General features: G+C 45.1%; 17 protein-coding genes and 1 tRNA gene. 8 read left to right on the plus strand and 10 right to left on the minus strand.

The window, feature by feature from the left end; translation table 11 throughout:
* Nucleotides 1-152 precede the first annotated feature (152 nt).
* The 4 genes from I2I11_RS13035 to I2I11_RS13050 all read left to right on the plus strand — a co-directional run bounded on the left by I2I11_RS13035 (nucleotide 153) and on the right by I2I11_RS13050 (nucleotide 5,480).
* Nucleotides 153-1,673 (plus strand): hypothetical protein, encoded by a 1,521-nt coding sequence (locus tag I2I11_RS13035; RefSeq protein WP_196268160.1) that lies wholly within the window; start codon nucleotides 153-155, stop codon nucleotides 1,671-1,673.
* A gap of 1 nt (nucleotide 1,674) precedes the next feature.
* Nucleotides 1,675-2,592 (plus strand): DNA adenine methylase, encoded by a 918-nt coding sequence (locus I2I11_RS13040; RefSeq protein WP_196268161.1) that lies wholly within the window; start codon nucleotides 1,675-1,677, stop codon nucleotides 2,590-2,592.
* Between the two features lie 97 nt (nucleotides 2,593-2,689).
* Nucleotides 2,690-2,938 (plus strand): transposase, encoded by a 249-nt coding sequence (locus tag I2I11_RS13045; protein WP_196268162.1) that lies wholly within the window; start codon nucleotides 2,690-2,692, stop codon nucleotides 2,936-2,938.
* Nucleotides 2,939-3,527: 589 nt separating this feature from the next.
* Nucleotides 3,528-5,480, plus strand: a complete 1,953-nt coding sequence (locus I2I11_RS13050; protein ID WP_196268163.1) for a T9SS type A sorting domain-containing protein — start codon at nucleotides 3,528-3,530, stop codon at nucleotides 5,478-5,480.
* Nucleotides 5,481-5,618: 138 nt separating this feature from the next.
* Here I2I11_RS13050 and I2I11_RS13055 read toward each other — a convergent pair whose 3' ends face one another.
* The 6 genes from I2I11_RS13055 to I2I11_RS13080 all read right to left on the minus strand — a co-directional run bounded on the left by I2I11_RS13055 (nucleotide 5,619) and on the right by I2I11_RS13080 (nucleotide 16,291).
* Entirely contained in the window at nucleotides 5,619-7,157 is a 1,539-nt protein-coding gene (locus tag I2I11_RS13055) for an alkaline phosphatase D family protein (protein WP_196268164.1), read from the minus strand.
* 453 nt (nucleotides 7,158-7,610) lie between these two features.
* Nucleotides 7,611-8,372: a toll/interleukin-1 receptor domain-containing protein gene (locus tag I2I11_RS13060; RefSeq protein ID WP_196268165.1), complete on the minus strand. Its 762-nt coding sequence runs from the start codon at nucleotides 8,370-8,372 to the stop codon at nucleotides 7,611-7,613.
* 181 nt (nucleotides 8,373-8,553) lie between these two features.
* Nucleotides 8,554-10,473 carry a restriction endonuclease subunit S gene (locus tag I2I11_RS13065; protein ID WP_196268166.1) on the minus strand — a complete coding sequence of 640 codons (1,920 nt, stop codon included), beginning with the start codon at nucleotides 10,471-10,473 and terminating at the stop codon, nucleotides 8,554-8,556.
* Nucleotides 10,470-11,570: a PDDEXK nuclease domain-containing protein gene (locus tag I2I11_RS13070; protein WP_196268167.1), complete on the minus strand. Its 1,101-nt coding sequence runs from the start codon at nucleotides 11,568-11,570 to the stop codon at nucleotides 10,470-10,472. Before I2I11_RS13070 ends, I2I11_RS13065 begins: the two co-directional genes overlap by 4 nt.
* Complete coding sequence (locus I2I11_RS13075; protein WP_196268168.1) at nucleotides 11,563-13,188, minus strand: HsdM family class I SAM-dependent methyltransferase; 1,626 nt, start codon at nucleotides 13,186-13,188, stop codon at nucleotides 11,563-11,565. Before I2I11_RS13075 ends, I2I11_RS13070 begins: the two co-directional genes overlap by 8 nt.
* Before the next feature lies 1 nt (nucleotide 13,189).
* Nucleotides 13,190-16,291 (minus strand): type I restriction endonuclease subunit R, encoded by a 3,102-nt coding sequence (locus tag I2I11_RS13080; RefSeq protein ID WP_196268169.1) that lies wholly within the window; start codon nucleotides 16,289-16,291, stop codon nucleotides 13,190-13,192.
* Nucleotides 16,292-16,448: 157 nt separating this feature from the next.
* Here I2I11_RS13080 and I2I11_RS13085 point away from each other — a divergent pair, with 157 nt between their 5' ends.
* Complete coding sequence (locus I2I11_RS13085) at nucleotides 16,449-17,576, plus strand: hypothetical protein (protein WP_196268170.1); 1,128 nt, start codon at nucleotides 16,449-16,451, stop codon at nucleotides 17,574-17,576.
* A gap of 179 nt (nucleotides 17,577-17,755) precedes the next feature.
* Here the strand turns inward: I2I11_RS13085 and I2I11_RS13090 are convergent.
* Nucleotides 17,756-17,829: transfer RNA gene (locus I2I11_RS13090), tRNA-Ile, on the minus strand.
* Between the two features lie 92 nt (nucleotides 17,830-17,921).
* Between I2I11_RS13090 and I2I11_RS13095 the strand changes: the two genes are divergently transcribed.
* From I2I11_RS13095 to I2I11_RS13105, 3 genes are all read left to right on the plus strand, one after another.
* Nucleotides 17,922-18,551, plus strand: a complete 630-nt coding sequence (locus tag I2I11_RS13095) for an HAD family hydrolase (protein ID WP_196268171.1) — start codon at nucleotides 17,922-17,924, stop codon at nucleotides 18,549-18,551.
* Nucleotides 18,541-19,830, plus strand: a complete 1,290-nt coding sequence (locus I2I11_RS13100; RefSeq protein ID WP_196268172.1) for a site-2 protease family protein — start codon at nucleotides 18,541-18,543, stop codon at nucleotides 19,828-19,830. The genes I2I11_RS13095 and I2I11_RS13100 overlap by 11 nt, the downstream gene beginning before the upstream one ends.
* A gap of 425 nt (nucleotides 19,831-20,255) precedes the next feature.
* Nucleotides 20,256-21,368: a neutral zinc metallopeptidase gene (locus I2I11_RS13105; protein WP_196268173.1), complete on the plus strand. Its 1,113-nt coding sequence runs from the start codon at nucleotides 20,256-20,258 to the stop codon at nucleotides 21,366-21,368.
* A 220-nt stretch (nucleotides 21,369-21,588) separates the two neighbouring features.
* On the opposite strand, the gene I2I11_RS13110 is transcribed toward I2I11_RS13105, so the two are convergent.
* The 3 genes from I2I11_RS13110 to I2I11_RS13120 form a co-directional block, all read right to left on the minus strand.
* A complete protein-coding gene (locus tag I2I11_RS13110; protein ID WP_196268174.1) occupies nucleotides 21,589-21,894 on the minus strand; it encodes a rhodanese-like domain-containing protein in 306 nt (101 codons plus the stop codon).
* On the minus strand, nucleotides 21,891-23,708 hold the full coding sequence (locus I2I11_RS13115; protein ID WP_196268175.1) for a T9SS type A sorting domain-containing protein: 1,818 nt from the start codon (nucleotides 23,706-23,708) through the stop codon (nucleotides 21,891-21,893). The genes I2I11_RS13110 and I2I11_RS13115 overlap by 4 nt, the downstream gene beginning before the upstream one ends.
* A gap of 355 nt (nucleotides 23,709-24,063) precedes the next feature.
* Complete coding sequence (locus I2I11_RS13120) at nucleotides 24,064-24,840, minus strand: PASTA domain-containing protein (RefSeq protein ID WP_196268176.1); 777 nt, start codon at nucleotides 24,838-24,840, stop codon at nucleotides 24,064-24,066.
* Between the last annotated feature and the right edge of the window lie 11 nt (nucleotides 24,841-24,851).

The following is a 24,851-nucleotide window of genomic DNA, read 5'->3' on the forward strand; positions in this document are numbered from 1 at the left end:
GGAGAATCTAGAGGAATTGGGCTTTGTGAATTGTGAGATGAGAAGTTAATGGAAGGAGTTATTGATGAAAAAACCAATAATATAAAAAATATAAATTTAATTATTTACACAACTATTGATTAAATACATCTATTTTCTATACAAACCAAAGAATGAAAACCAAAGCCAAGTTAATTGACATCAAATTAGATGATCTAGTCCTGGATATCAATAATCCCCGTTTTGCGGAGCTTTATAGTGGTAGTGAGAAGGAAGATGATTTAATTGAATACTTATTATATACTGAGGCGGCAGAGGAAGTGGCAAAGGCTATAGTAAATGCTAATGAATTTTATCCTGACCGGCCTTTATGGGTAATAATTGAGGGTGGGGAATATATTGTCAAAGATGGAAATAGAAGATGCTCTGCTGTTAAAGCATTACAAATGCCTGGCAAATTTAAATTAGGGCTTCCTAAAACAATTATAGAAGAATTGCCTGTCCTATTATATGAAAATCAAAAAGATATTGATGCAAGGATTGTAGAAGAGCACGCAGGTAATCTTTTTAGACGTTGGGAAAGGATTGCAAAAGCCCTTGAAGTTTTAAAATTAAGTGATGCTGGTAGGTTTGAAGAAGTTAAGGAATTAGATTCTAAACCAGGAGATTTAATAAAATTAGCCAGTTTTTACAAGAAAGCAGTAGTTATTGGTGGCGATGATCTTCGAATTTTGTTAAGGAGAGGAAGAGGAAAAACCGGTGGTAAAACTATTATTTTTGAACGTTTATTTAGAAATGCGAAAGAGTGCGGTTATTATTTCAGAAATAGCCCATCATTTAAAATAGAAGTTACAGATTCAACAAAATTTAGTTCTTATGTTTTAGCATTAATTAATTATTTAAAAGATAATCCTTCTACTACAACAGAAACAATTGACAGGAATCCTAAATTTCTTGAATTATTAAAACCTTATGGTTTTGATGTAAAGGCAAAAGGTGCAACAACTGGAACAGGTACGAGTAGCGGTTCAACAACTGGGACAACCATCTCAACTGCAGGTACAACGACAGCCGGAACCGCACCTAGTGGTACAACAGGAACTTTATCAACTGCTGGAACTACAACTGTTATCGCAACTGCAAGTACTTCGGGAACTGGTAGCTCATCTGCAGCGGGAGCTACAACTGGAACTGCAAGTACCACTTCAATCGGTGGTACAAGAGGAAGTACAAAGAAATTCCCTATAACAAAAAGGAAAGCCTTGCCCCCTGGTATTAAAGAAAGAATTAAAGAATATTTTGAATTAGATTCTAATAACTATTCCAACTCTAAAGTTGCAATGGCTAGAGTGACTTTTGAGGTTGTTTTAAAATATGTTGTTGAAAACACAAAGTTTAATGGGCGTACAACAATGAACAAGACCAGTTACTTCGGTCGTGCTTATGGAAGTAGAAGATTCACAGATTTCAATGAGTTAAGGTTAAGGTTTATTGATTTAATAAAAAATACTGGATTTAAAAATGCTTTCAATTCATTTGACTTAGACCAGTTGCACCAGATTGTTCATAATTATCATGTTAGCGCTGTAAGTACTGCAGCTAATCAAATAAGTAATAACTTAATGGTATTGATTGAGTTTTTACTTCAAGATGAAGCTGATTTGTTAAATGAATTAGATATAACTAAACTATAAAATGTTTTATTCACCATTGAGATACCCAGGAGGCAAGAATAAACTTTCAAATTTTGTTGCCAAGCTCTGTATTGATAATAATATTCATGGACATTACATTGAACCGTATGCAGGCGGGGCATCGGTTGCTTTGTTTCTTCTTTTAGAAGGGTATGTAGAAAAAATAACAATAAATGATAAAGATCGATCAATATTTGCTTTCTGGCATTCGGTAATTAATGAAACTGAAAAGTTATGCCATCTTATTGATAAAACAGAAATTTGTATAGAAACTTGGGCTCAGCAAAAAGCTATTCAGAAGGAAAAAGAAACTATTGATTTACTTACTTTAGGTTTTTCTACATTGTTTTTAAATCGAACTAATCGTTCAGGCATTATTACAGGTGGTGTAATTGGTGGCGTAAATCAAAATGGTAAATATAAAATAGATTGTAGATTTAACAAAAAAGAAATAATAGCTCGTATAAACCAAATAGCCAAAAATAAAAGATTCATCAATTTATATAATATAGATGCAATTGAATTAATTGATAAGATTCAAAGTGGCATTACAAGTACTAAAGAAGGTTATAATACGATTTTTTATTTTGACCCTCCTTATTATTTAAAAGGAGATTCACTTTATATGAATTATTATTTACATGAGAATCATAAAGAAGTTAGCGAAAAGATTAAAAACATCAACGAAATCCATTGGCTTGTTTCTTATGATGACAATATTAACATTGAAAACCTTTATCAGAAACTGCCACAAAAGAAATATTCATTTAACCACTCTGCTTTCTCTGCAAGGGACGGTAAGGAAATCTTATTTTTTAGCAGCAATTTAAAACAACCTCTTATAGAAAATTATAATCCTACAAAATTTAAAATAAAAAGGTCCAAAACTAAACAGTACATTGAATATAAATTTAGATAATATCTTTTGATTGTTAGATGTTACACTAGAGCGTGATAAATACCGAATTTCCCGCCGTTGTTGGTGTTATCACCAACAACTAACTACATATTACCAGATGCTTGAGCAACAGCACATGGCCTTCTTCACAGCCACTATACTGGATTGGAAGCACTTGCTTAAGCCAGACAAGTATAAAGACATTATCCTGAGCAGCCTTCGGTTTCTGGTGGAGAACGAGCGGGTGCAAGTATACGGATTCGTGATCATGCCAAACCATATTCACCTGCTCTGGAAAATGGAGGAATCGCACAAGTGGGAAGACGTGCAGCGGGATTTCCTGAAGTATACGGCGCAGCAGATCTAGCCCGACCTAATGAAACACTACCCTGCCGTGTTAGAAAAATTCAGCGTATGAGCCTAAGACCGGCAGTACCAACCTTCATTAATACCTCTAAATAGCTCACCCATACTCTCTCCTAAATTATAATTTAATCAACAACAGCAATTCCGCAGGCATATTCTTAACTAAGGTATTTATAAAATACTAGCAACACAAACTACCACCAGCAACTTGCATTTATACATACAGGAACTTTAGACACACACTATCTTGTTGCTCTTACCAGGCTCAATTATGTGGCAATATGACATATTAACCGCAAATTATTTAGTAACAGAATGCGCCCGGCTTATTTATTATCAGAACAATAATTATAAACTTTCTAATAAAACACCGCTTAATGGCGCTTGATATATTAATTTCACGTAGCTTTGATTCAAACATACCAGACAATCCAGTATTTATAATTATTTATATAAATTAGCCCTATTCAAAAGCGCCCTGCCATACTTGATTAATCCAAGCGTTTCAATCATGATGCCGAAACAGGCACTGGGTACCAAAGCTTTGCTACGCCTTATTTTTATTTACCAACATCATTACCAGTAAAAGAATGAAAAGAAATCTACTCCTGTTATTTGCCTTATTGCTTTTGTCGGTGCCGTCTTTCAGCCAGGTGGCCGGCACCTCGTTTGAGCTGTATGTGATGAACTACCGGTTCGGTCCCCAGTCGCTGGACTACTTTAAAACCCAAAACATTGTTGTAACTAACTTTCTGCCTGCCAGTAGTATCGCGCAGACTGGAGATGCCAACAGTGTAGATCCTGCCAAAGTACGAAATACAGTAGGTAAGTTGTTCCGGAAGGCCGACAGTGGCGGCAAGCTTGTACTCGACTGGGAAACAGAAGGGGTTTACAACGCGCTGCGGGATTACCCTGTTACGGACAGCCGTTACAAGCATGCTGAAGCTGAATGGCGCAAACTCATCGCCATCATCCGGGAGATGCGGCCAAACGTGGAGATAGGCATTTACGGCATGCCGTTTAATGCGTGGGATAAAAATGACATTACCCGGTATAATCCTGAAGCTAAGTATGGTACGTTGCTTTCGCTGGTAGACTTCCTGGCTCCTTCTGTGTACCTGGAAACAGCAGATGAAGCAGTAGGGCATGAACGCAACCTGCAATACATCCGCGACAACATGGATGTGGCCCTGGACTACGGCAACAGGCTGCATAAGCCGGTATACCCTTTCTTCTGGCACCGAATCCATCCCGACAACGTGGAATATGGCTTTGAACTGCTGCAAATAGATGTTTTTGCCAGCTATATCAAGTTTCTTTCAACCTATACTTACAAGGGCTACAAAGCAAGCGGCGTTTACTGGTGGGAAGCACTTAACAAAAAGCAGAACCTTAGCAAGGCAGATGGACTGGGAGGCTGGGCAAAGGGCACCATAACAGATTATGATGCTTACGATGCACTCATGGTGAAGTATGCCACTGCGGTGGTGGAAACACTCACGGCACCAGCGCCCCAACAGGTAGTAAGCTTTACGCTATTGGATGCCAAAACAGGAAAAGAAATTCAGACGCTGGCTGATGGTGCCGTTCTGAACCTGGCCGACTTACCAACAGCTAACCTGAATATCCGCGCCAACACCACTACCAAAGCAGGCAGCGTATTGTTTGCGTTAAGTGGCACACAGAGCAAGAACGTTACAGAGTCCATCGTACCTTATGAGCTGATGGGCGACGACGGCAGCTGGACGCCGGTACTCGGGCACTATACGCTTCAGGCTACACCATACACAGGCGCAAAAGCAACAGGACAGGCCGGTGTTCCGCTCACAGTCAGCTTTGTGGTTGTAAACGCTTCGCCTGATCCGGCACCGCAGCAGGCAATAAGCTACACATTGTCGGATGCCAGAACAGGGAAAGATATTCAGACGCTGACGGATGGTGCTGTTTTGAACCTGGCTGACCTGCCGGCCAGCTACCTGAACATCCGCGCGAATACCCGTACAAAAGTGGGCAGCGTGGTGTTTTCTCTGAGTGGCGGGCAAACAATGCGTGCGACAGAATCTATCGTGCCTTATGAAATAATGGGAGACGCGGGCGAATGGACACCCGTAACCGGCAATTACACGCTTAAAGCCACCTCCTACTCCGGGCCCAAAGCTACGGGGTTTGCCGGTGATTCTGTGACAATCAACTTCACTGTAATAAACACCAGCAGCCTGGGCGCACCTGCTGTTGCCAGTAACTTATCTGCCGGCAGCAATGCAATTGGCGGAAATAGGCTTCCAGCCGGCATGCTTACCGTTTATCCCGTTCCGGCCACCAAGGTGCTTTATGTAGAAACCGGTAGCAAAGCAGGTGAAGGTAAAATTACCATCGAACTACAGGACCTAAACGGCAAAGCAGTGCTGACCAAGCAGGTACATACAGCTACGGACGGGCGCACGGCAGAACTTGATGTAAATACCCTTAAAGCAGGAATGTATATACTTTCCGTAAGCTCATCTGCAGGCCGGATTACCAAACGCGTTGTTATCGGCTTATAAATAAAACAGCTTTTTTAAGCGGAGTGCCGCTTGAGGGTATAAATCGTTTACTCTTCAGGCGGCACTCCGCTTAATCTGGTTTTCGCCTATTCAGAATTCAAGCCGCATACGTAGCGTTCCATACTAGCAACAGGGCAGCTACATTATCGGATCTATCACTTTCGTCAGGGGATTCTCCTGCCCTTCTACATACCAGTCAGCCCATATGCGCAGCTGCTCATCTATGTGAAGCGACAGCCAGTTGCGAGCGCCGAGGATGCGGCGCGAAGTACCCGGAAACTTTAACAGGCGGGCGGTGATACCTTTGTCTATCTCTTCTACCTTACCGGCCAGCAGCCTTTCCATCATATAAACCACAATGGCAGGCGGTGGTAAATTAACCATAGCCGAAGAGGTCAGCTGGTTTATCACATTGGCTTCCGTACAGGCAGTACCTTCCCTCTCAGACTGAATATACCCCAGAAAGGCTACATGTGCGTCGCCGGACACAATGGTAACGCGGCAGCCGGACTCCTGCGCAAAGTGTAAAAGGCGGTGAATCAGCCGCAGCCGTTCCTGCTGGTGCGCCCGGCTAAGCCACTGGTCCTTTAGGTCGTCTTCCATCCGTTGCTGTCCCGGCTCTACCTCCAAGGCTGCTTCCAGCATGGTTAAATCCGCACTTACAACCGGAATGCCCGACATGAACAGCAAATGCCTGCAACCCGCCTGCGCGGAACCGTCCGGCAGCTTTTTCGCTTTGAGTTCATCTTCCATCCAGGCCAGCAAACGGTCCCAGGTCTCCTGACTCATCACCTGATCAAGGGTACGCTCCGACCGCAAATCCAGCGCCACCAGTGCCACATCGCCCATGCGGTGCGCATAGGTATACCCACTCTTCCCCAGCACCGTAAGTTCCCCTAAATCGTCGTCGTGCGCTGCCTGCAATTGAAAAACGCGAAAATGCTCCCTGGCCTGGCCATAGATGCCCTGGAACACCGCACACTCCTGCTGCTCAGGTACATAAGAACCCCAGCCATCGAAAATGTCGTGATCGTCCCACATCATCAGGGTCGGAATTCTGCTCATGGTAGCCGCTGGCAGCTTCTGACGCCACATCCGGCAGTAAAGGTCAAAATAAAACTGCTCTACCTGCTGCTGCATCTCAGCCGTAAAAGGCGCCTGCATCCTTTTTCTCAGCGGTTTACCCAGCCATTCTCTCAGGGGCAATACCGTCTCCCATACCTGATCTGAGTAAATTTGATCGCCTCCCATAAAAAACAAGTGGTATGGCTGCTGCCCGTGTATCCGCTGCAGCACTTTCCACATCTCGTTTTTACTTTTTACTTTATTTAAATCTTTCAGGGTGTGCACGCCAAAGCAGGAGCCATAGCAAATGCGCAAGGGCTTGTTTTGCTCCGGAACCACATACGCAAATTGTTCGCCGCCATTTACGGCATACATTACAGCCTGCTCACAATCGCTTTGCTGCACCCACCAGTCCAGCCGCCATACCTTGCAATCTGCAAACGTCTTTAACAAAACTGCTTTCGCCGCAACCTGGAACACACCACCAAATGTAAGGGATAGTTGCGGCGGCGTAGCGGTACCCCGGAGTACCACCAGGGCAGACGTATACCAGCGCCCCTCCTTCAACCCTCTAAACCCCAGTATAGGACCAACAATAAGATGACCAGACATATGCTATGTTTTTTACAGGTATAGGGGTTTCTGCGCCGTTTGTTTCAAAGGAAAGAAAAAGGCAGCCCTGGATTTATGTATGCTTCAGACGGGATAAGGCAGTTGGCGGTTAAGCTGGACGGCTCTATCGCTTTGGCGGGTGAATTTTTCCTGAGAAGCCAGCACCACCCGAATTACAGTTCAGATAGAACTGACCGGTAATACATCCGCTGCTTGAAAGGGGGATATAGCTACACCACAGCAACTTTTTTCAAGTATAGCCAGCTTATAGTATGAGCTTTATTTGGGATGACCATGAATAATCCGATGATAAGGCCAAACAGCCATAATCCGCTCCACCGTTATTACCGGGCACTAACAAGTGCTCGTACCGCTCGGTGTTGCTCTCTACCGCATGCCCGAGGGCGGCGGTAGAGAGCAACACCACTGGCTCAAGGTTGTAGCTCCTATCTTTTATAATGAAATATCAACAGACTCAAGCCATTCTTCCCAAATCAAATCTGCCATTTCCTGAATTGATAGTTCCTGTGAGTCACGAGGATAAAAAAGACTATTACTATCTTCCCAAAATAAGTGGTATTCATCAAGTTTTAGAATAAATCCTTTTTCGTTGTTTCTGCCATCCTTATGTAGTTCATACTTAAGATCATTTCTATTAAATGCGTATCCACTGTTTGTCGAGCTAGAAGAATCGAATGAGACTTTTAAAAGACATTCTGAGCCAATTTTATTCCGGTTTACTATCATGCATTCAAACTCTGATGGTGCATCTTTATAAATTCGGGTTTTAATATTTTCAAGCACATTGATCTCTTCCATATACCTTTTCAAGAGGTCCGTAAGTTCTTTAAAAGACTTTTCCTTGAATTCCAGCTTCTCAATCGTATCAAAGTCTTTTTTTACGCGGTAATTCCGGCCAGATTTAAAACCTGAATTTGAAGAGACTGCAACCGACACCTCCGTTTGGCCGGCGCTAACAATTAGTTTTCGAAGATTTTCGGTTACATTAAGAAAAGCCGTATTAACATTAGCCCATGTGCTTATTGGTTTACCATCTGTAGGGATAGCTTTAAAATCCTTGAATGGTGTATTAAGCCAATCGCATGGCTCTAAGATTATTGGCACAATGATTAACTTTCTTTCTTCCTGCAATTGTATTGCCCGCTGAAATTCTTTTTCATAGCAATAATTGGAAGCAATATAATCTGGGCTCAAAAGGGCATGAAATAACTATGATGCCTCAAGTTGATATGAAATTGATGAATTAAGGCGCCCCCCAGCTAATATTTGTTCATCTGTCCAGGAAGTTAACGCCCTTCCCTTTTAAGCTGAGCTAAATGCTTGTGCAGCCTATCTAACATTTGAGTGTCTTGGTGGCTGTATGATATGAATGCTTTCATTTTTTTGATTGCTTGGAATTACTCTTTGCTCTTTTGATCTCTTTCCCGAATCCTGTTGGCATGAAATTGTTTGACCGTATAATCTGTAAACTTTGCAGTATTTGCTGTTGTGTGTACTGATGTTTTCGGTTACTCCAGTTGTAAAAGTCTTCTATCAATTCTTTATCAGAAATGGGTTGTTGTTTGATGATACGGTTGTTCCATACAGCATATAAGGTAGCCATAATCTCCGTTTCAGCTTCTGATTTGTCAGCCAACAGGGAAAACAGCTTACTTAACCGTTCTGCTACCGGGCTGAAATATCTTTTAAAGTATCCTTCAATTTGAAGTTGGTTTTCAAGTGGTATAAATTTATAAGCCTTCTCCTCAAACCATTTTGTTGACTTTAATTTATTAGAAATGGAATGCATGAACTTATTATCATAAGGCCCTGCTGCCTGAAAATAATAGTTCAGGTTTAAGTCTGCTTCAGCAATGTGCTCTGCCAGATATTGTAGCTTTTGAAATTTGATGTGCGTAAAATGCGGATCATCTTTGAAAAGCGAAACAATCTTACCGCCCAACACCTGTTTGGCAAAAGCCTTTTTATTTTCCGGAATATTCAATCCATTACGCCGAATGCTATATATCTCTTCTGGCTCTGCTGCCATCGCCAAACTTTCCTCCGCTTCCGCCACTGTTACCTGCCCGTTCATCAGCATCGGCAACAGCCAATCTCTTAACTCGGAGAGTTGTTTATTTTGGAGTTCAAGTATGTCCTGCTTCTTGAAAATAGGCTCAACTACAGAAGTGAAAGCCTTTATAATAGGTTTTGGAGGCAACACAATCTCAATAGCCTTGACTACACCACCAGAAACTTCTTTAAAAGTTGAACCTGAAGCCTTACTAGCTATAGCTGGCATTGTTCGCTCAACAGTTAGGAATACAAATTCTGTGGAATATCCTTCCTTTGGTACAAAAGACTTAAAACCTTGGTTGGTTGTTACTTCTTCTCGCGCTATCGCCATGTAGCCGATAGGTGCACGCGAACTCATCAGTATTGTTCCTTTTGGTAAGAGCTTTAGTGACGCAGATTTTATACCTTTATCGGTAACATCAGTTTCGCCTTTCGTTATATACTTTTTACCAACATTTAAAGACAAGTCTTTGGGTGTTATCCAAGGTGTGCCATCTGTGGTGAAATTTTCTGGTTCTGCTGTTGACGGTGTACTGCCACCTACAATATTTCCTAAGTCAGACAATGTGCCAACTTTCCACCCTTCAGGAACTTCTCTTTTCAGTTCCTCATTCCATTCCATTTTGCCGCCGCTGGTTTTGTAGGGCTTGCCGCTGGCATCAGGGAAATCGAACTGCACAAACCAATAGTCGTACAGTGTTTTCGCCATCGCCTCCAGCTCATCATTGATGCGGTTGTTGAGTTCTATTTTTGCGTCTAAAGAGGAAAGGACTGCGGCTATTTTATTTTGAGTTGGGAGGTCAGGCACTCTAATTTCTTGCAACATTAGTGCTCCTTCATTAACCCTTTTCCTGCCTGAAGTGCCCTCCATACAGCTTATGGCCTTTTTTCTGAAAACAGGGCTTTTTGCTAAGTAATAGATGAAATCATTTGAGGAGCTTTCATTTTCTCTCAGAACAATGAATTCAGTAGAACCAAATCCAACTTCTGCATCATCTAAAATATCTACTTGTGCTGTTTTCCCATTTTCCAGACATGGAGTAATTTTAGCAAATAAAGTATCTCCATTCCTAAACTTTGCACCTCCATTATAGCCAGACAATTCATAGCCTGTAATTTTTCTTTCATTGGCAGTAAGTTTTTCCATAGCTATCTTTTTAGCTATGGTGCTTTTTGCCATTTTCTCAATTGGGTTAAACTTAATAAAGTCTCCAACTAACATCTTTCTCCACTTACTCATTCCTCACTACCCCCTATCCTATTTTCATCTTTATGTATACTTTCATTCAGCACCGCCTTCAGTTCTTCTTTACTGGGCAAGAACGTCTGGTATTTGCTCGCAAAAATCTGGTTGTTTTCTTTGGGTAGTGTAATTTCTACTAAGGCTTTGTTTTTCTCTTTGCAGAGAATAATACCGATGGTCGGGTTCTCGTCTTCGGTTTTTACAAAGCGGTCGTAGTAGTTCACGTACATCTGCATCTGTCCCAGGTCTTGGTGGCTTACTTCGCCGATTTTCAGGTCGAGCAGCACGAAGCAGCGCAGAAAGCGGTTATAAAACACCAAGTCTACCCGGAAGTGCTTTTCATCGAAGGTAAAGCGCACCTGCCGTCCCACAAAAGCAAAGCCCTTGCCCAACTCCAGCAAAAAGTGCTGGAGTTCATCTATGATGTGGTTCTCCAACTTCGATTCGGAGTAAGCAGTTTCCTCCTTCAGCCCCAGGAACTCCAGCACATAAGGATCTTTAATTAGGTCCTGTGGCTGGTGCAGCTGCTGCCCCTTTTCGGAGAGTTGTTTTACTTTCTCTTTGTCGCGGCTCAGGGCCAGGCGCTCATATAAGGCGCTGTCGAACTGCCGCTGCAATTCCTTCAAAGTCCAGTTGTTTTGTATGCTCTCAATTTCGTAGAACCGGCGCTCGTCAGGGTTCTCTATCCGCATCAGTTTGATGTAATGCGACCACGACAAGCGGAAATCAGGCATAGCAACCCTTTTATTCGTCTCATCTTCATTGCTGCCCAAATTCGTCAACCCTGTTGACGAAATCTGGTTGGCATATGCTTTATAGAAAAACCGCATCCGGTCCAGGTTCTCTACTGAGAAACCTTTGCCGAATTTGCTGCTCAGTACGTTCGATAATTGCTTCAGCGTTCCTTTACCGTAGGCAGCCCTTTCTTTTCCATGCTGCTCATGTTCTACAATCAGCCTGCCTATCTGGTAATAAGTAGTTACCATGGTGGTATTCACGCTGGCAATTACCTTCCGGCGGGCAAGGGCGATTAACTCTGAAACCTGTCCGAATAGCTGCTCATCGGATAGCTTGTTAACTGGCAATTCAGGCATAGCGCAAGCCCTCCAACTGTTTTTTCATTTCCTGCTCCAGCGTGGCAGATTCTGCAAAAAGCCCATCTAAGTTGCTGTTAAAGCGCTGCATTCTTTCGGCAAACTCTTCTGGCGTGATGTCGGTGTACTCAATCTTCACCTCAAAATACTGTCCGGCACTGAGCGAGTAGTTCTTTCCCTTTATATCCCCATAACTGACTACCACCGAGAAATCCTCTACCGCCTCATGCTTGTTAAAGGTGCTTATAATCAGATTCTCTTCCTCCTCCGAAAGCAGCGTTTTCTGGTTTTTGCCATCCTTTACGGTAGTACCCAATTTAGAAGCATCCATCAGCACTATATCGCCGCGCTTATTCGCATTGTCCAGGAACAGAATAGATACGTTGGTGCCCGTGGTGGCAAAAATATTACTTGGCATGCTTACCACACCCCGCAGCATTTTGCGCTCTACCAGTTGCTCCCTTATTTTCTTTTCGATGCCGCTTTGGGCCGTAATAAAACCCGTTGGCACTACAATGGCTGCCCGGCCTCTGGAAGTGAGCGAGTGCATGATGTGCTGCAAAAACAGGAGATAGATAGACATCTTGTCTTTGTCCTTGTTCGGCACTTTGGGCACTCCTGCAAAAAAACGCGCGTGGTTTTCTTTGCTGTCCAGGCTCTCGCGGTAGTCGCTAAAGTCGAGCTTAAACGGCGGGTTAGACACGATGTAGTCAAATTTTTTGAGCTTCCCGTTTTCATCCTTGTGGTAAGGCGAGAGCATGGTATTGCCTTGTATAATATTCTGGATAGAGTGCACCAGGTTGTTTAGTACCAGGTTCAGGCGCAGCATTCCCGTAGACTTCTGCGAAATATCCTGGGAGTAAATGGTGCAGCGGTCTTCGCCAATGGCATGGGCAATGTTCATGAGCAGCGTTCCCGAACCCGCCGACGGATCGTAGCAGGTGACATCCTGCACCTGCTCGTCTACCAGGATATCGGCCATTATTTTGGCAACGGCATGGGGCGTATAATACTCCGCATACTTGCCGCCGCCGTCTTTGTTGTAGTCCTTTATCAGGTATTCAAATATGGTGGCAAAGAAATCGAACTTCTGCCCAAAAATATGCTCAAAACTGAACGGAATCAGCTTGTTTACAATCGCCTTACAGAAGTTGTCGCGCTGCGAGCTATCCGAAATAAACTGGCTTAAATCATCAAACAGCGTGATTTTGGAACCAGTACCCGTCTTTACCGAGAAAATATCATTGTTAAGGATGGCAATATCGCGCAGGGTATCGTCAAAGGTCTTGGCAAAGTCCGGCTCGTTTTGCTTCTGAAACAGCGTGGTAAGCAAATGGTCGCGCTTTAGTTTGGCCGTGCCCGGAGGTAACTGGAACAACAGCATCTGGTAATCATCATCCGGTATAGTTACCAGTGCGTCTTCCCACTTTTCGGCCTGTTGCAGCGCAGGCTCCAGTTGTTTCAGTTCGTAGGCAAACTTATCGTTCAGAAATTTGTAAAGGAAAACCTGCGTAATAATCTTAAACTCGTTGCCATCGTTCCCCAAACCATAAGACGCACAGATGCCTTTGAGGTCATCTATCAGCGCCTTGGTTTTCTGCATAAAGTCCGTCGTCATCTTATCTTATTCGTCCGTAATATTCGTTCATGTATTCCTGCACCACGCAATGGTTGATGTACTGCGTGGTGTCAGGGTCTAATTTTATCTGGTTCTTTTTTACAAAATTGTCAATCACACTTTTAATCACCAGCTGGTTAAAGTAACCTTCATTGCTCAGTAGGTTGCTGTTGAGGATAATCTGCTCGTCGGTGTGCTGCTTAACACCCTGCAAGGCCTCATATATGGCTGCTATGTCTTTTGTACTTGCCGTAGCACTATGTTCCCGCAGCCGTTTGTGCACACGGGCATACTTGGCATCACTTTCATACTTGGCCTTCAGGAGGTCGTTTTTGCGGTTCAGCTCCTTTACCCGGTCGTAGATATGTTGTAGGGCATCAATGTTTGCCTTCATCTCGTCCTGTGTTATCTCATCCAGGTTCTTTTTCTTGAACATGCGCTCCAACTCCTCATACAGCGAAGTAAACTCCGGGTCTTTCTTGTCGAAGTTGCCTGCCATCGCCTCGCGCGTTTTACGCAAGGTATTCTTCAACTGGTCAGCCAGTACCAGCTCTGCCTCTGAAATCTTGCGGAACAGAAAGAGCACATCTTCCAGCGCTACGTTCAGCAGGTTGCCAGTATCGGCACCACTTTCCAGCGCCTCCTTCTGGTTTAGTAAATCGAGGTGGTTCGATACCTCTGTATAGAGGATATTGATTTTCCTGAAGTCAAGCTTTGCGATTAGCTCGTCGTGCCCCAGCAAGCGGATCAGGTTATACAGGCTTCGGGCATTGGCTAAGGCTTTCTTCAAATCAAGCACCTGTTGCCTGTCCTGCATCGCCGACACCTGCATACTAAAGTTTTCCAGGTTCTGCGTATCGAACTGGAACAGCAGCTCTTTGATTTGGCTTATTTCTTCGGCTATCTCTTCTTTGCTTTTAAACAGGTCAGAGTAGTGTTCCATCTCGTCACCCAGCTCCCCTTTCAGCTCGTCGTAATAGGCCCGGTTGGTGGCATCAAACTCCGAACGTATATCGGCAAAGTCCACCACATAGCCAAAGCGGAATTTCTTGTAAGGCCGGTTAACGCGCGTGAGTGTTTGCAGCAGGTTGTGTGTTTTTACCACACGTCCCAGGTACAGCTTCTTCAGGCGCTTGGCATCGAAGCCAGTGAGCAGCATGTTGTACACCAGCAGCATATCTATCCTGCCGTCCTTGAAATCCTCGACCAGTTTTTTACGGTCTTCTTTGGTACCTACATCGTGCAGTATAAGGGCGGCTGTTGTAACCTTATACTTCTTCTTCTTAGCTTTATTGTAGGTAGCAGTTTGTTCAGCCGCCATAGAGTAGCCACCAGCAACTGAACCTTCAGCAACAGTACCTGCCGCTGCATACTTCTGGTTAAAGATTTCAAACAACTGTTTCGCCTGATCAGAACTATCACAAACTACCATGGCCCCAATAGAAGAATCGTTCCACATAAGGCGGCTTTTCTCAAAGTCCTCGATAATGTAGTCCAGCATCGGCTCTGCATAGCTGGGATGTGCAAAGATGTCGCTTCGCTTTAGGTCGCCAGCAAGCACTTCAATCTGGCGCAGGATCTCCTCCATCTGCATTTTATAGTTGGTTTCTATCCCTTCCCGTATCAGGCGCAGGGTATAGCCATCAGCTATAGAGGCATTGTAGTAGTATTTGTGTATGTATTCGCCGAAAATATTAGTAGAGTGGTGGCCTTTCCCAATCAGCGGCGTACCAGTCAGGCCAATAATAATAGCCGATTTGTCAGAACTTATCAGGTTCGCCAGAAAGCTGCCCTTGGGGTTATAGCTGCGGTGTACCTCATCCAGAAAGTAAATACGCTGCACATTTGTATTGTAATCTGTCTGCACCACCACATTAGACTCCTCACTAAACTTCTGGATATTCACGACCGTAATTTCCGCTTTGCCCTGCAGGTTATGAATAGCGCTTTGGTTCCTAATATCGTGTACAAAGCCTTCTTTGGAGTTTACAGCCTTAACAAGCAAATTCCGGCTGGTAAACTCCTTCGATGCTTGAGTGAGCAGGTCCAGACGGTCCACAATGAAGTAGAACTTGGGAACGATACCTTTATTCTGGAAATAATCCGTCAGGTAACGCACATTGTAGAAGGCCAGTGCCGTTTTACCGCTGCCCTGCGTGTGCCAGATAATGCCTTTACGCAAACCGCTCTCTATGCTTTTCTCAATGGCTTTCGTTGCAAAGAACTGCGGGTAGCGCATAATGTGCTTTTCGATTCCTTGGCTCCCTTTTACATAGGTTAAACCGTAACGTAGCAACATCGCCAGCCTGTCTTTGCTGAACAGCGAGGTAAGGATACGATTTGTTGGCCTATGAAACTGTTTGTTCGTGAGAAAGTCTGGGTTATGCTTAATAGTGGCCAGGTTGGTATCTTTCAACACAAAGTTCTCCAGCGCATCATCCTCTGGCTTTAGTATATAAGTAAGGTCCTGAATCTCCTCTTCCCGGAAATAATGGAATTGCGCTCCCTTGTAGGACGTGGTAGCATAATAGGCACCTTGCAACGGCTCTACAGTTCCGTTATCATACTCCATGTTGTTGGAAAATACCAACAGCTGCGAGATATTGATAAACTTCCTGAACTTCTTATTCTGAAAGCGCCTGTCTATACGATCACGCTCCTGTAAAATGCCTTCATGATTATTTGGTTTCTTTACTTCGATAAACGCCAATGGCATTCCGTTTATCAACAGCGTGATATCTGGCCTGAATTCCTCTTCTCCATTCTTATAGGTAAGTTCGGTTACTACGTGAAAGCTGTTGTTGCTGAAGTTATCAAAGTCAATTAGCTTCACTTCAGAAGTTGAAATCAGCTTTTCATAGAAAGCTAGCCCCAGATCTTCGTTATCCAGTAACAGGCTTATGTCCTGAAGCAAGCGCATTACATCATCGTCCTGCAGCTCCTTATCCTTGTTTATGCGGGTGATACTTTCGGCAAAGATTTCGGGGAAGATATTAGTATCCTGATCTGGCTTAGCGCCTTTTAGAGAAAGATAAGTATAGCCCAAACGGGTTAAATGCAGTATAGCTGGTATTTTAACACGTGAGTTTTCATTGAAGGCCATGGGCGCAGGTATATCTGGTTCACGGTAGCAATTCTGGTGTTGCACCATCTGTTGCCAAATATAACCAAATAGAAAAGCTTATTTTATATTGATTTTAAAATATTATTGCATTGCCCCTTGATCGCATCTAAGCAACTATAAAGACATTTAATAAGGCATGGAAACCGACGACAAGCTATCTGAAACGATAAAACGGGAAGAACTTTTTACAATGGTTTGGAAAGAGCCCGCCACCAAACTTGCAGCTCAATTCCAAATACCCTATCCAGAATTCAAAAAGATCTGTGATAATTTGTCTGTTCCTTTACCAGGTTCGGGATATTGGTCTAAACTCAGGGCAGGTAAGCCTATTCCGGAAGCTATTTTACCGGCAAATTATTCAGGTCCGTTAGAAGTAGTAATTGAGCCCAAAGTAATAGAGAAGAGAGCAAAGTCCTTACCTACTCTGCCCGAAGGATGTGATACTGGCGCTGAAAAATTAATCAAGGTTTCTGCAAAACTAGTTAATCCAGACCCTCTGATTGTTGCAGTGAAAGATAAGCTAGAGAAGCCAAAGTATTTACACGATGGTTTGGCCTGGTCCGGTTCCGAATATATTAGCATTAAGGTTACACCAAAGAATGCCTCAAGAGCTCTGAGGTTTATGGATGCCTTCATAAAACTATTAAAAGCACGGGGACATGATTTAATAGTTGAATATCATACTACCTATGCTTTTATCAAAAATGAGAAATTTGAATTAAGACTCAGAGAAAAGACGATCCGAAATATAGTAAAAGAAGGTAGCTGGGATAGAACAATAAATACTCCAAGCGGTATCTTAATCTTTCATTTAGATGAATATCCCCGAAGAGAATGGAAAGATGGGAAGTTATTATTGGAAGATCGTTTAGGGGAAATAGTATACTACCTAGAACAGAAAGGCAAAGAGAAAAAAGAGCAGAAAATAAGATGGCAAAAAGAAGAGGAAGAACGCCAGGAAAGGGAACGGATTCAAAGAGAACTTGAGGCACGCCAGGAGAAAGAACTTGCAGGTTTTAAAAATTTATTACAAGATGCTAAGCGCTGGAAAGAAGTTAAAATTTTGCGGGAGTACATTGCGGATATGAAATCTGATTCTACGTTAAAAACTAATCACGCAGAAGCTCATGAGGCTTGGGTTAAATGGGCAGAAGAAAAAGCAGATTGGTATGATCCACAAATAAATTTAGCCGATGAATTAATGAACAACGTGGATAAAGAAACTCTAACACTCAAGAAAAAGTCTATTTATCATGGGTGGTAAATACATATCCTTCCAGAATAAGAATCCTTGGTTTTAATATAGGTGGGATAAGACTTGCCTTACTCCCTTTCGTTTTTTGGCTCAAACCAAATGAAAGTAACTATCCCTTTGTTTCTCAAATTGTTTGCAAATAAAAAAGCACCTACAAGTTTTATCTCGTAAGTGCTTGATTATCAACGTGGGCCCACCTGGAATCGAACCAGGCACCTACTGATTATGAGTCAGTTGCTCTAACCGAATGAGCTATAGGCCCGTTCCCTTGAAAGAAAGGTGCTTTCTTTGATTTGGGAGTGCAATTTTACATATTTGCATTCAATATTTCAAACAGAAAAGAATAATTTTTGCGTGGATCTATCACAAATCAAAAATATCATCTTCGACCTTGGCGGGGTTATCATCAACATAGATTACAACAAAACGATAGCGGCGCTGCAGCAACTTTGCCTAACAAGCTGCAACATAGCCTTTAACCAGCAGGAGCAGGCCCATCTGTTCGACCTGTTTGAAACGGGCGTCAGTTCGCCGGCCGCTTTCCGCAATGACCTGCGCGAAACATACCACATCACAGCCACAGACGCGGAAATTGATGCTGCCTGGAATGCCATGCTGATCGGCATCCCGAAAGAGCGCATCGACCTGCTGCTGGAACTGGGCAATAAATACCGCCTTTTTCTGCTGAGCAACACCAACGCCATCCACCTGCAACGCTTCAACGAGATGGTGGCGCACAGCTTTACCATTCCCAGTCTCGACGCGCTGTTCGACCAGACCTATTACTCGCACCTGATCGGCAAACGCAAACCTGATGCAGCCGTGTTTGAAATGATACTACAGCAACACGACCTGAAAAAGGAAGAAACACTGTTTATCGACGACAGCATCCAGCACATCGAAAGCGCCCGCAAAGTAGGATTGCAAACGCTGCACCTGCAGGCGCCGCTCATCATCAATACGGTTTTTGCGGATGCGGATTAAGAAGCAACAGCGCGCGTACGGCTTGCACCTGCTGCTGTTCTGCCTTACGCTCGCAACTACCACTGTTGCGGGAGCAGAGTGGCAAACAGGCAAGCTTTTCTTCCTGGGCCGCCATGGCTTCGACTGGAACGGTACTTTATCAGAAAGTGAGTTGCTGGCCGGCTTATACTTTGCGCTGCCTTTTCTGGGCGTGCTGACGGTGCATGAGTTCGGGCATTATTTTACGGCCAGGTACCACCGCGCCAACGTAACGCTGCCCTACTACATTCCGCTATGGTTCGGCATCACCTCTTCTATCGGCACCATGGGCGCTTTTATCCGCATCAAGAGCCCGATTTTTGCACGGCAGCAATTCTTCGATATCGGCATTGCGGGGCCGCTGGCAGGCTTTGTAGTAGCTATTCCGCTGCTGTTTTATGCTTTTACGCACCTGCCGCCGCCCGAATATGTGTTTTCGGTGCACCCCGAGTACCAGCAATACGGGCTGGACTATGCCAAACATGTATACGACAACGGCTTCGGCAACTTTGCCCTGGGCACCAACCTGCTGTTCATATTCTTCGAGCGTTTTGTTGCAGACCCGGCCCTGGTGCCCAACCACTATGAAATCATACATTACCCGGTTGTGTTTGCCGGCTTTCTGGCGCTGTTCTTCACGGCGCTCAACCTGCTCCCGATTGGCCAGCTGGACGGCGGCCATGTGCTGTATGGCCTGCTGGGGTATAACAAGTTCAACCGCCTCTCGCCTGTCTTTTTTGCCTGCTTTATATTATACGCCGGACTGGGCATAATATCGCCGTACCACGAGCCGCTCTGGTCCGAGGATTTGCTGGTACTGCTGGCCCCCTTCGCCTATTGGGCCTACTGGAAGTTGCTGGGGAGTAAACGCTACGGACTGGGCGCAATGGCAGCCATGCTGCTGCTGCAATACAGTTTCGCCACTATCTTTCCGGAGGTGGAAGCTTATATCTGGGTCTGGCCTTTTTATGTGTTGTACCTGATGTTTGTGCTGCAACCGGCCACACCGCTGCTGAAGTATAGCCTGTACATGGCAGGCGTGGTGCTGGCCATACAGGTAATTATCGCTTTTCTTTTTCCGGAAGCGGATGGCTATACCGGCTGGCTGGTGTTTGGATTGCTGCTTTCGCGTGTGATGGGACTTTTCCACCCCTCCTGCCCCGATGAACGTTCGCTAACGCCTACCCGCCGCGTACTCGGCATACTGGCTTTTGTGATTTTGATATTATGCTTCAGCCCTTCTCCTTTTATCATTGAGTAGAGGGTGCCAGCAGAGATCTATACTTGCTTAACTACCTGTGGCCAACACTTGCTTCAGGTTTAGGAGGTATAATCCATCAGAACCAGTAAGGCTTTTTATTGATATTGCTGTTCAACCGCCAGCTTTGTCAAGCGGCAAACTGTCCCTCCTGCTTTTTCAGGTTACCATACTTCTTCAACCACAAAGCTTATCCCGGAAAGTAAAAAAATCTTTATGGCTGAGGCTCTGCCTGTTACAACCTAAAATAGTATTTTTTTTGAAAGATCCTAAAACAGACTTGAACTGTTCTTAATAGGATATGCTTGTAGTGCGATAAAGTATAATCTTATTAGATACCGGAATTAATAAATTATGTTATATATTTAAATAATGATTATAACTTTTAAATTTTCTACGCTGCAAAAACTAAACTTAATAAATACTAAATGAAAAGATCAAAATTCGCTTTGCTGTGCCTTGGATTGGGCTTCTTAACAGTTTCCTGTGAAAATGAAATGGAAGAAATTAAAATGGACTCCATTTCAAAATCGCAGAACGCAGTGGTGGCTCCCTCATCAAGACAGGCAATGCAAGAAAAGTATGCGCTCAGATTGCCTGCAGATCTTACCCCACTCAGTGAGAACTTAAGAAACGTACTTGTGGGTGAAGCGGTGGAACCCAGCACATGCGGTCCTACTGAGTTCGTAGCAGTGCAAAACAAATATGCCAGGCTCCTGGTTGCTGATCCGATAGCAATAGGTAACTACAGCCTGTATACGCAACTGAATTTCATCTATCCTTACTACCTGGACAGGTCGAAGCAGTATTTTGGCGCCGATGGTGAATACACACAATTAGTAGTAAAGCGACAGCGTGAACTGGAAAAATTCTGGAACATGCCTGATGAAATCCGCGTTAACGGGCAGCACAATGCGACTTTGAATGATCGCGAAAAACTTGCCGACATTTTCGAAGCATTCGGGGTTGGCGTAAATTCCAGGGCAGATGCTTATGCTATCGCGGATGAATTGTTAGCGCTTAATGCAATGTCTCCTAACCTTCCTGAATCTCCTTATTTTTCACTTGATGGTTTTGCCGCTGGCAACAATTTGATCGTAATAGGTGATGGCCTGGTACAAATGGTTTCTGAATCCGGCATAGCAACTGATATTGTTTGGACGGGGGTGCTGGCGCACGAATGGGCCCACCAGGTGCAATTTAACCATACTGCAGAATGGTACCCTAACGGAGCTGCAAGTGATCCTTCTGCGGCAACCCGCTACACAGAGCTTGAAGCAGACTTTATGGCAGCTTATTTTATGACGCACAAGCGTGGCGCTACCTATAACCAGAAGCGTGTAGAGGAGTTCTTTATACTATACTTCCAGATCGGCGATTGTGGATTTGAGAGCCCAGGCCACCACGGTACACCAACACAGCGTTTGGCAGCCGCGCAGTTAGGTTTTGATCTTGCTGACAGTGCTCAGAAGCAAGGCCATATCCTGAGTGCACAAGAAGCGCATGAGTACTTTGTAGCACACGTTGACAGCTTGTTGTAATTTCAGGTATAAATTCTCAGAGCTTAAAAAGGCTGACCTTAAAGGTCAGCCTTTTTATTTTTGTAATTTGCTGAACGCCTGCAGGGCAGATTGCCTGATGCCGACACATATTTTCAGAAGCAACAGGCAAAGTAAAAGCACTTTCTGCCTCTTGCATTCTTATTAATCACCTTTTTATTCCTGATGCCGGAATTAACCGGTTTATACTTTAACGCTATACTTAGCCCTGATAAGCCAGCATGCCGCCCAGCAGGTTACGCACATTCGTAAAGCCCTGCTGCTGCAGAAACGCTTTGGCGCTGGCGGAGCGGTTGCCGGAGCGGCACTGTACAATCACTTCCTGCTCTTTCAGGTCTTCCAGGTCGTTGAGACGTTGCGGGAGTGTGCCCAGGGGGATATTTTTTGCGCCTGCAATATTACTTTCCTGGTATTCCCAGTCTTCCCGAACATCTATAATCACGGGTGTTTCGCCCTTGCTCAGGCGCTCTTTCAATTCTTCTACGGTGATGTCTGCTGCTGTAATCATGGTTTGGTTAAGATTAGTTTTTTGGATATAGTCGCTTTTTTGGTTGTGATGCGCAGGGTATAAAGTCCGGCCGGCAGGCTGCCCAGTTGCAGGGACGCTGCGCTGCCGTTGTATGTATGGCGGTATAGCTGTCTTCCTGTTATGTCGTACAGCACCAGGCTTTGGTATTCGCCATCGATGTATACGTTGCCGGAGGAGGGATTGGGGTATACTTTAATGCGGGCTGCTTCCAGATCTTCCTCAATGCCCAGTGCCTCTTCGCCGGCCATAACAGGCCGCAACATAATGGCGCCCGCCAGCACGGTGTCCGGCTGCCAGTTGTTATAACCTGTAAAAAGAAAACGACGGCCGGTAGCAACTTCGTTCCGGTCGAAGCCGATGTTGACGTACAGGTTACCCGGCTGCGACCAGCCCACGTAAAAACTGCCGCTCACGGCCACAGGCTCATTCAGGGTGATCTCGTAAAAGGCATTCAGCGAATCGCTATACTGAATCGGGAAACTCTGCTGGTACAGCACCTCGCCCGGCATACCATCCTCATCTGCCCATACTTTAAAAGCGAGGCCTGTTTTGCTCAGATCCTGGTTTACCCGCGGAAAGTATACCCGGAAGCCTTTCACCTGGTCAGCAAGATTTAAATCGAAACGTTGCGCGACCTGCGTATTGCCGGTACCCGGAAAGCTGAACCCCGCTTCGGCCGTGCCATCGTCGTAAGCAAAATAATCGGCAAAATCTGTCTCCCGTGCGGTGCTGTCGTTGGCGCGTTGCCGGGCATTCTGCTCTTTTGTTTCCAGCACCACGCCATGCACCAGCGTAAACGGCGACTTAGGCATGTTAAGTTTTTCAACACGCGGCGTGCCGGTAACAGCATACTGGCGTGCTCCGGCCGGCACCAGCGCTTCGGCACGCAGGAAGGTATCTGCAGCCGTTTTGTGCAGCTGCCGGATGTAGCCGCGCCAGCTGATGGCGCCGGGCAAACCGCCCAGGTTATTGACCGTGGCCCGCACCTCTTCTGCCAATTGCTCATCCGGATTTTTCAGAAACTGCCTGTACGGCATGGCCGTGTAATGTTCCAGCAGGCGGCTTATGCCCTCGCTGATGGCAATGTCGCGGGTGGTGTTGCGGCCTTTGTGCCGGTTGTCGTCCAGCTCCACATAATCCACATTCCAGACGTCAGCCAGCCCATTGCGTACGCCCACGCTGCGAAAGCGGAACTGAAAGCTGTCATGGAAAAACTTTTTATCCTTTAAGCCGACAAACACCTGCACAAAATCCGATGTTTCGCCGATGCCCGCCTGCTGCCAGACCGGCAGCCATTTGCCTGCATCATCTTTAAACTCCAGCTGTAAATACACCAGGTTAGCTACCGTTTTATCGGGCACGTCGCCCAGTCCGCCCGATTGCCAGTAAAAGCTCAGGTATACCGAATCGGAAGGAGAGAAGTCATCGAGCCGTATAGGTTTAGAGGTAAGGGTATCAGAAGGACCGGCTGCCACTGAGCCGGGGGCATACGGTTGCCCGAAGTCGTCCAGCCCGTCAAAAGAGGCTACATTTTTGGTAACAGGTGCAAAAGCATAACGGCTGTTGATGTATACGCCGCCATTTTGCTGCCATAGATCCGGGTCGGGCTTAACGGTAGCACCGGCAAAATCATCAAAAAAAGGCAGAGACAAAGCTGCCGCGGCAGCCTGGCGCTTTTGTACAATATTTGTGTGTGGCTGGCGTGCGTCCTGTTGCAAGGGCTGCAGCACCGCCTGCGCCCTGGCCGCTGCCCCGCTGAGAAGTATAACTAATATAAGCGCCAGCTTTTTCATGTTTCTTTCCGTGATTTATACTTCGTCTTATGTAAATAAAGCCACCCGCCTGCTTCCTTATCGCTGAATTAGGCGGAGTTACTGCTACGATCAATGCAGATTACCTAACTCAATTCCAAGGAATAAGAATTCTCAACACAAGTAAAATTTCCCTCTCCAGCATTGGGTTAGCTTCTTCTGCAATATATCCTATTACGACCGCAAATTTTCAGCTTGCGCACCTGGTATTTATACTTGGTACTCACGCAAGTTCAAAACCTGATGCAGGTTAACTTTCTGGGGTCTACCAGTAGCTCCTGCTTACCTATAACGGAAGCGCCCGCCATTGCTGACAGGCGCCTGATTGATTTTATACTTATTCTATTCCCTGTACAGGCTCTTCGCCGGATACCCAGAGGTCTACTAGCTCACCCACGCGTATTTTAGCGCCTACATCGGCAAAGGGGCGTTGTTTTACCACGGTGCCTTCCGGCTCTTCGCTGCCGGGCACATAAATAATCGTACCGATTTGCAGCCCCTGCCCTACCAGCAGCACCGATGCTTCATCTACCGGCATACCTATCACTTCCGGCACCTCAAACTCGGTGTTGCCCAAGCCGTCGCCCACGTGCAGGTCTACTACAGAGCCTTTGGGTATCAATTCGCCGGGTTTCACTTCTTTTCCGTTCACAAACTGCTTTAATACAGCGTTTTGCTGCAGGTCGGGCACCAGCGTAATTTTGCCTTTTTTCAGATCATAGCTTTTCAGGATGAGCTCCGCATTACGCACCGACCCATCGATTAGCTTCGGCATCTTTATCATCGGCGGGTTTTTCATGTTCACCGAGATGTAGATTTTGCGGTTCTCCTTCACCTTCGATCCCGCTGCCGGGTCCTGTGTCAGGATGGTGTACGGTTTCAGATTGGAGTTATAGCTGGAGTCGTTGATGTAGTAGCGCAGGTTCTGTTCTTCTAACAGCTCTTCGGCTTCCGGCAGCTGCATACCCGCAATCTTGGGCACGGCAATGGTTTCGCCGTGGTTGGTGGTAGACGGCAGGTACCAATAAAAGAAGCCGATGATAAGCGCCGCCACAATAACGGCCATAATAAGCAGATGCTTGATAACATCTAAAAATGATCTTGCTCTGAACATGGGTGTATTTT

The organism is Pontibacter rufus, from assembly GCF_015694705.1.
Classification (GTDB): Bacteria; Bacteroidota; Bacteroidia; order Cytophagales; family Hymenobacteraceae; genus Pontibacter; species Pontibacter rufus.

What these genes read in the sequence shown, in the direction of transcription:
- I2I11_RS13065 (WP_196268166.1), bottom strand. Translation starts at nt 10,473, where the DNA reads ATGAGTAAGTGGAGAAAGATGTTAGTTGGAGACTTTATTAAGTTTAAC.
- I2I11_RS13035 (WP_196268160.1), top strand. Translation starts at nt 153, where the DNA reads ATGAAAACCAAAGCCAAGTTAATTGACATCAAATTAGATGATCTAGTC.
- I2I11_RS13055 (WP_196268164.1), bottom strand. Translation starts at nt 7,157, where the DNA reads ATGTCTGGTCATCTTATTGTTGGTCCTATACTGGGGTTTAGAGGGTTG.
- I2I11_RS13075 (WP_196268168.1), bottom strand. Translation starts at nt 13,188, where the DNA reads ATGACGACGGACTTTATGCAGAAAACCAAGGCGCTGATAGATGACCTC.
- I2I11_RS13110 (WP_196268174.1), bottom strand. Translation starts at nt 21,894, where the DNA reads ATGATTACAGCAGCAGACATCACCGTAGAAGAATTGAAAGAGCGCCTG.
- I2I11_RS13120 (WP_196268176.1), bottom strand. Translation starts at nt 24,840, where the DNA reads ATGTTCAGAGCAAGATCATTTTTAGATGTTATCAAGCATCTGCTTATT.
- I2I11_RS13085 (WP_196268170.1), top strand. Translation starts at nt 16,449, where the DNA reads ATGGAAACCGACGACAAGCTATCTGAAACGATAAAACGGGAAGAACTT.
- I2I11_RS13080 (WP_196268169.1), bottom strand. Translation starts at nt 16,291, where the DNA reads ATGGCCTTCAATGAAAACTCACGTGTTAAAATACCAGCTATACTGCAT.
- I2I11_RS13100 (WP_196268172.1), top strand. Translation starts at nt 18,541, where the DNA reads ATGCGGATTAAGAAGCAACAGCGCGCGTACGGCTTGCACCTGCTGCTG.
- I2I11_RS13040 (WP_196268161.1), top strand. Translation starts at nt 1,675, where the DNA reads ATGTTTTATTCACCATTGAGATACCCAGGAGGCAAGAATAAACTTTCA.
- I2I11_RS13070 (WP_196268167.1), bottom strand. Translation starts at nt 11,570, where the DNA reads ATGCCTGAATTGCCAGTTAACAAGCTATCCGATGAGCAGCTATTCGGA.
- I2I11_RS13115 (WP_196268175.1), bottom strand. Translation starts at nt 23,708, where the DNA reads ATGAAAAAGCTGGCGCTTATATTAGTTATACTTCTCAGCGGGGCAGCG.
- I2I11_RS13045 (WP_196268162.1), top strand. Translation starts at nt 2,690, where the DNA reads ATGCTTGAGCAACAGCACATGGCCTTCTTCACAGCCACTATACTGGAT.
- I2I11_RS13050 (WP_196268163.1), top strand. Translation starts at nt 3,528, where the DNA reads ATGAAAAGAAATCTACTCCTGTTATTTGCCTTATTGCTTTTGTCGGTG.
- I2I11_RS13105 (WP_196268173.1), top strand. Translation starts at nt 20,256, where the DNA reads ATGAAAAGATCAAAATTCGCTTTGCTGTGCCTTGGATTGGGCTTCTTA.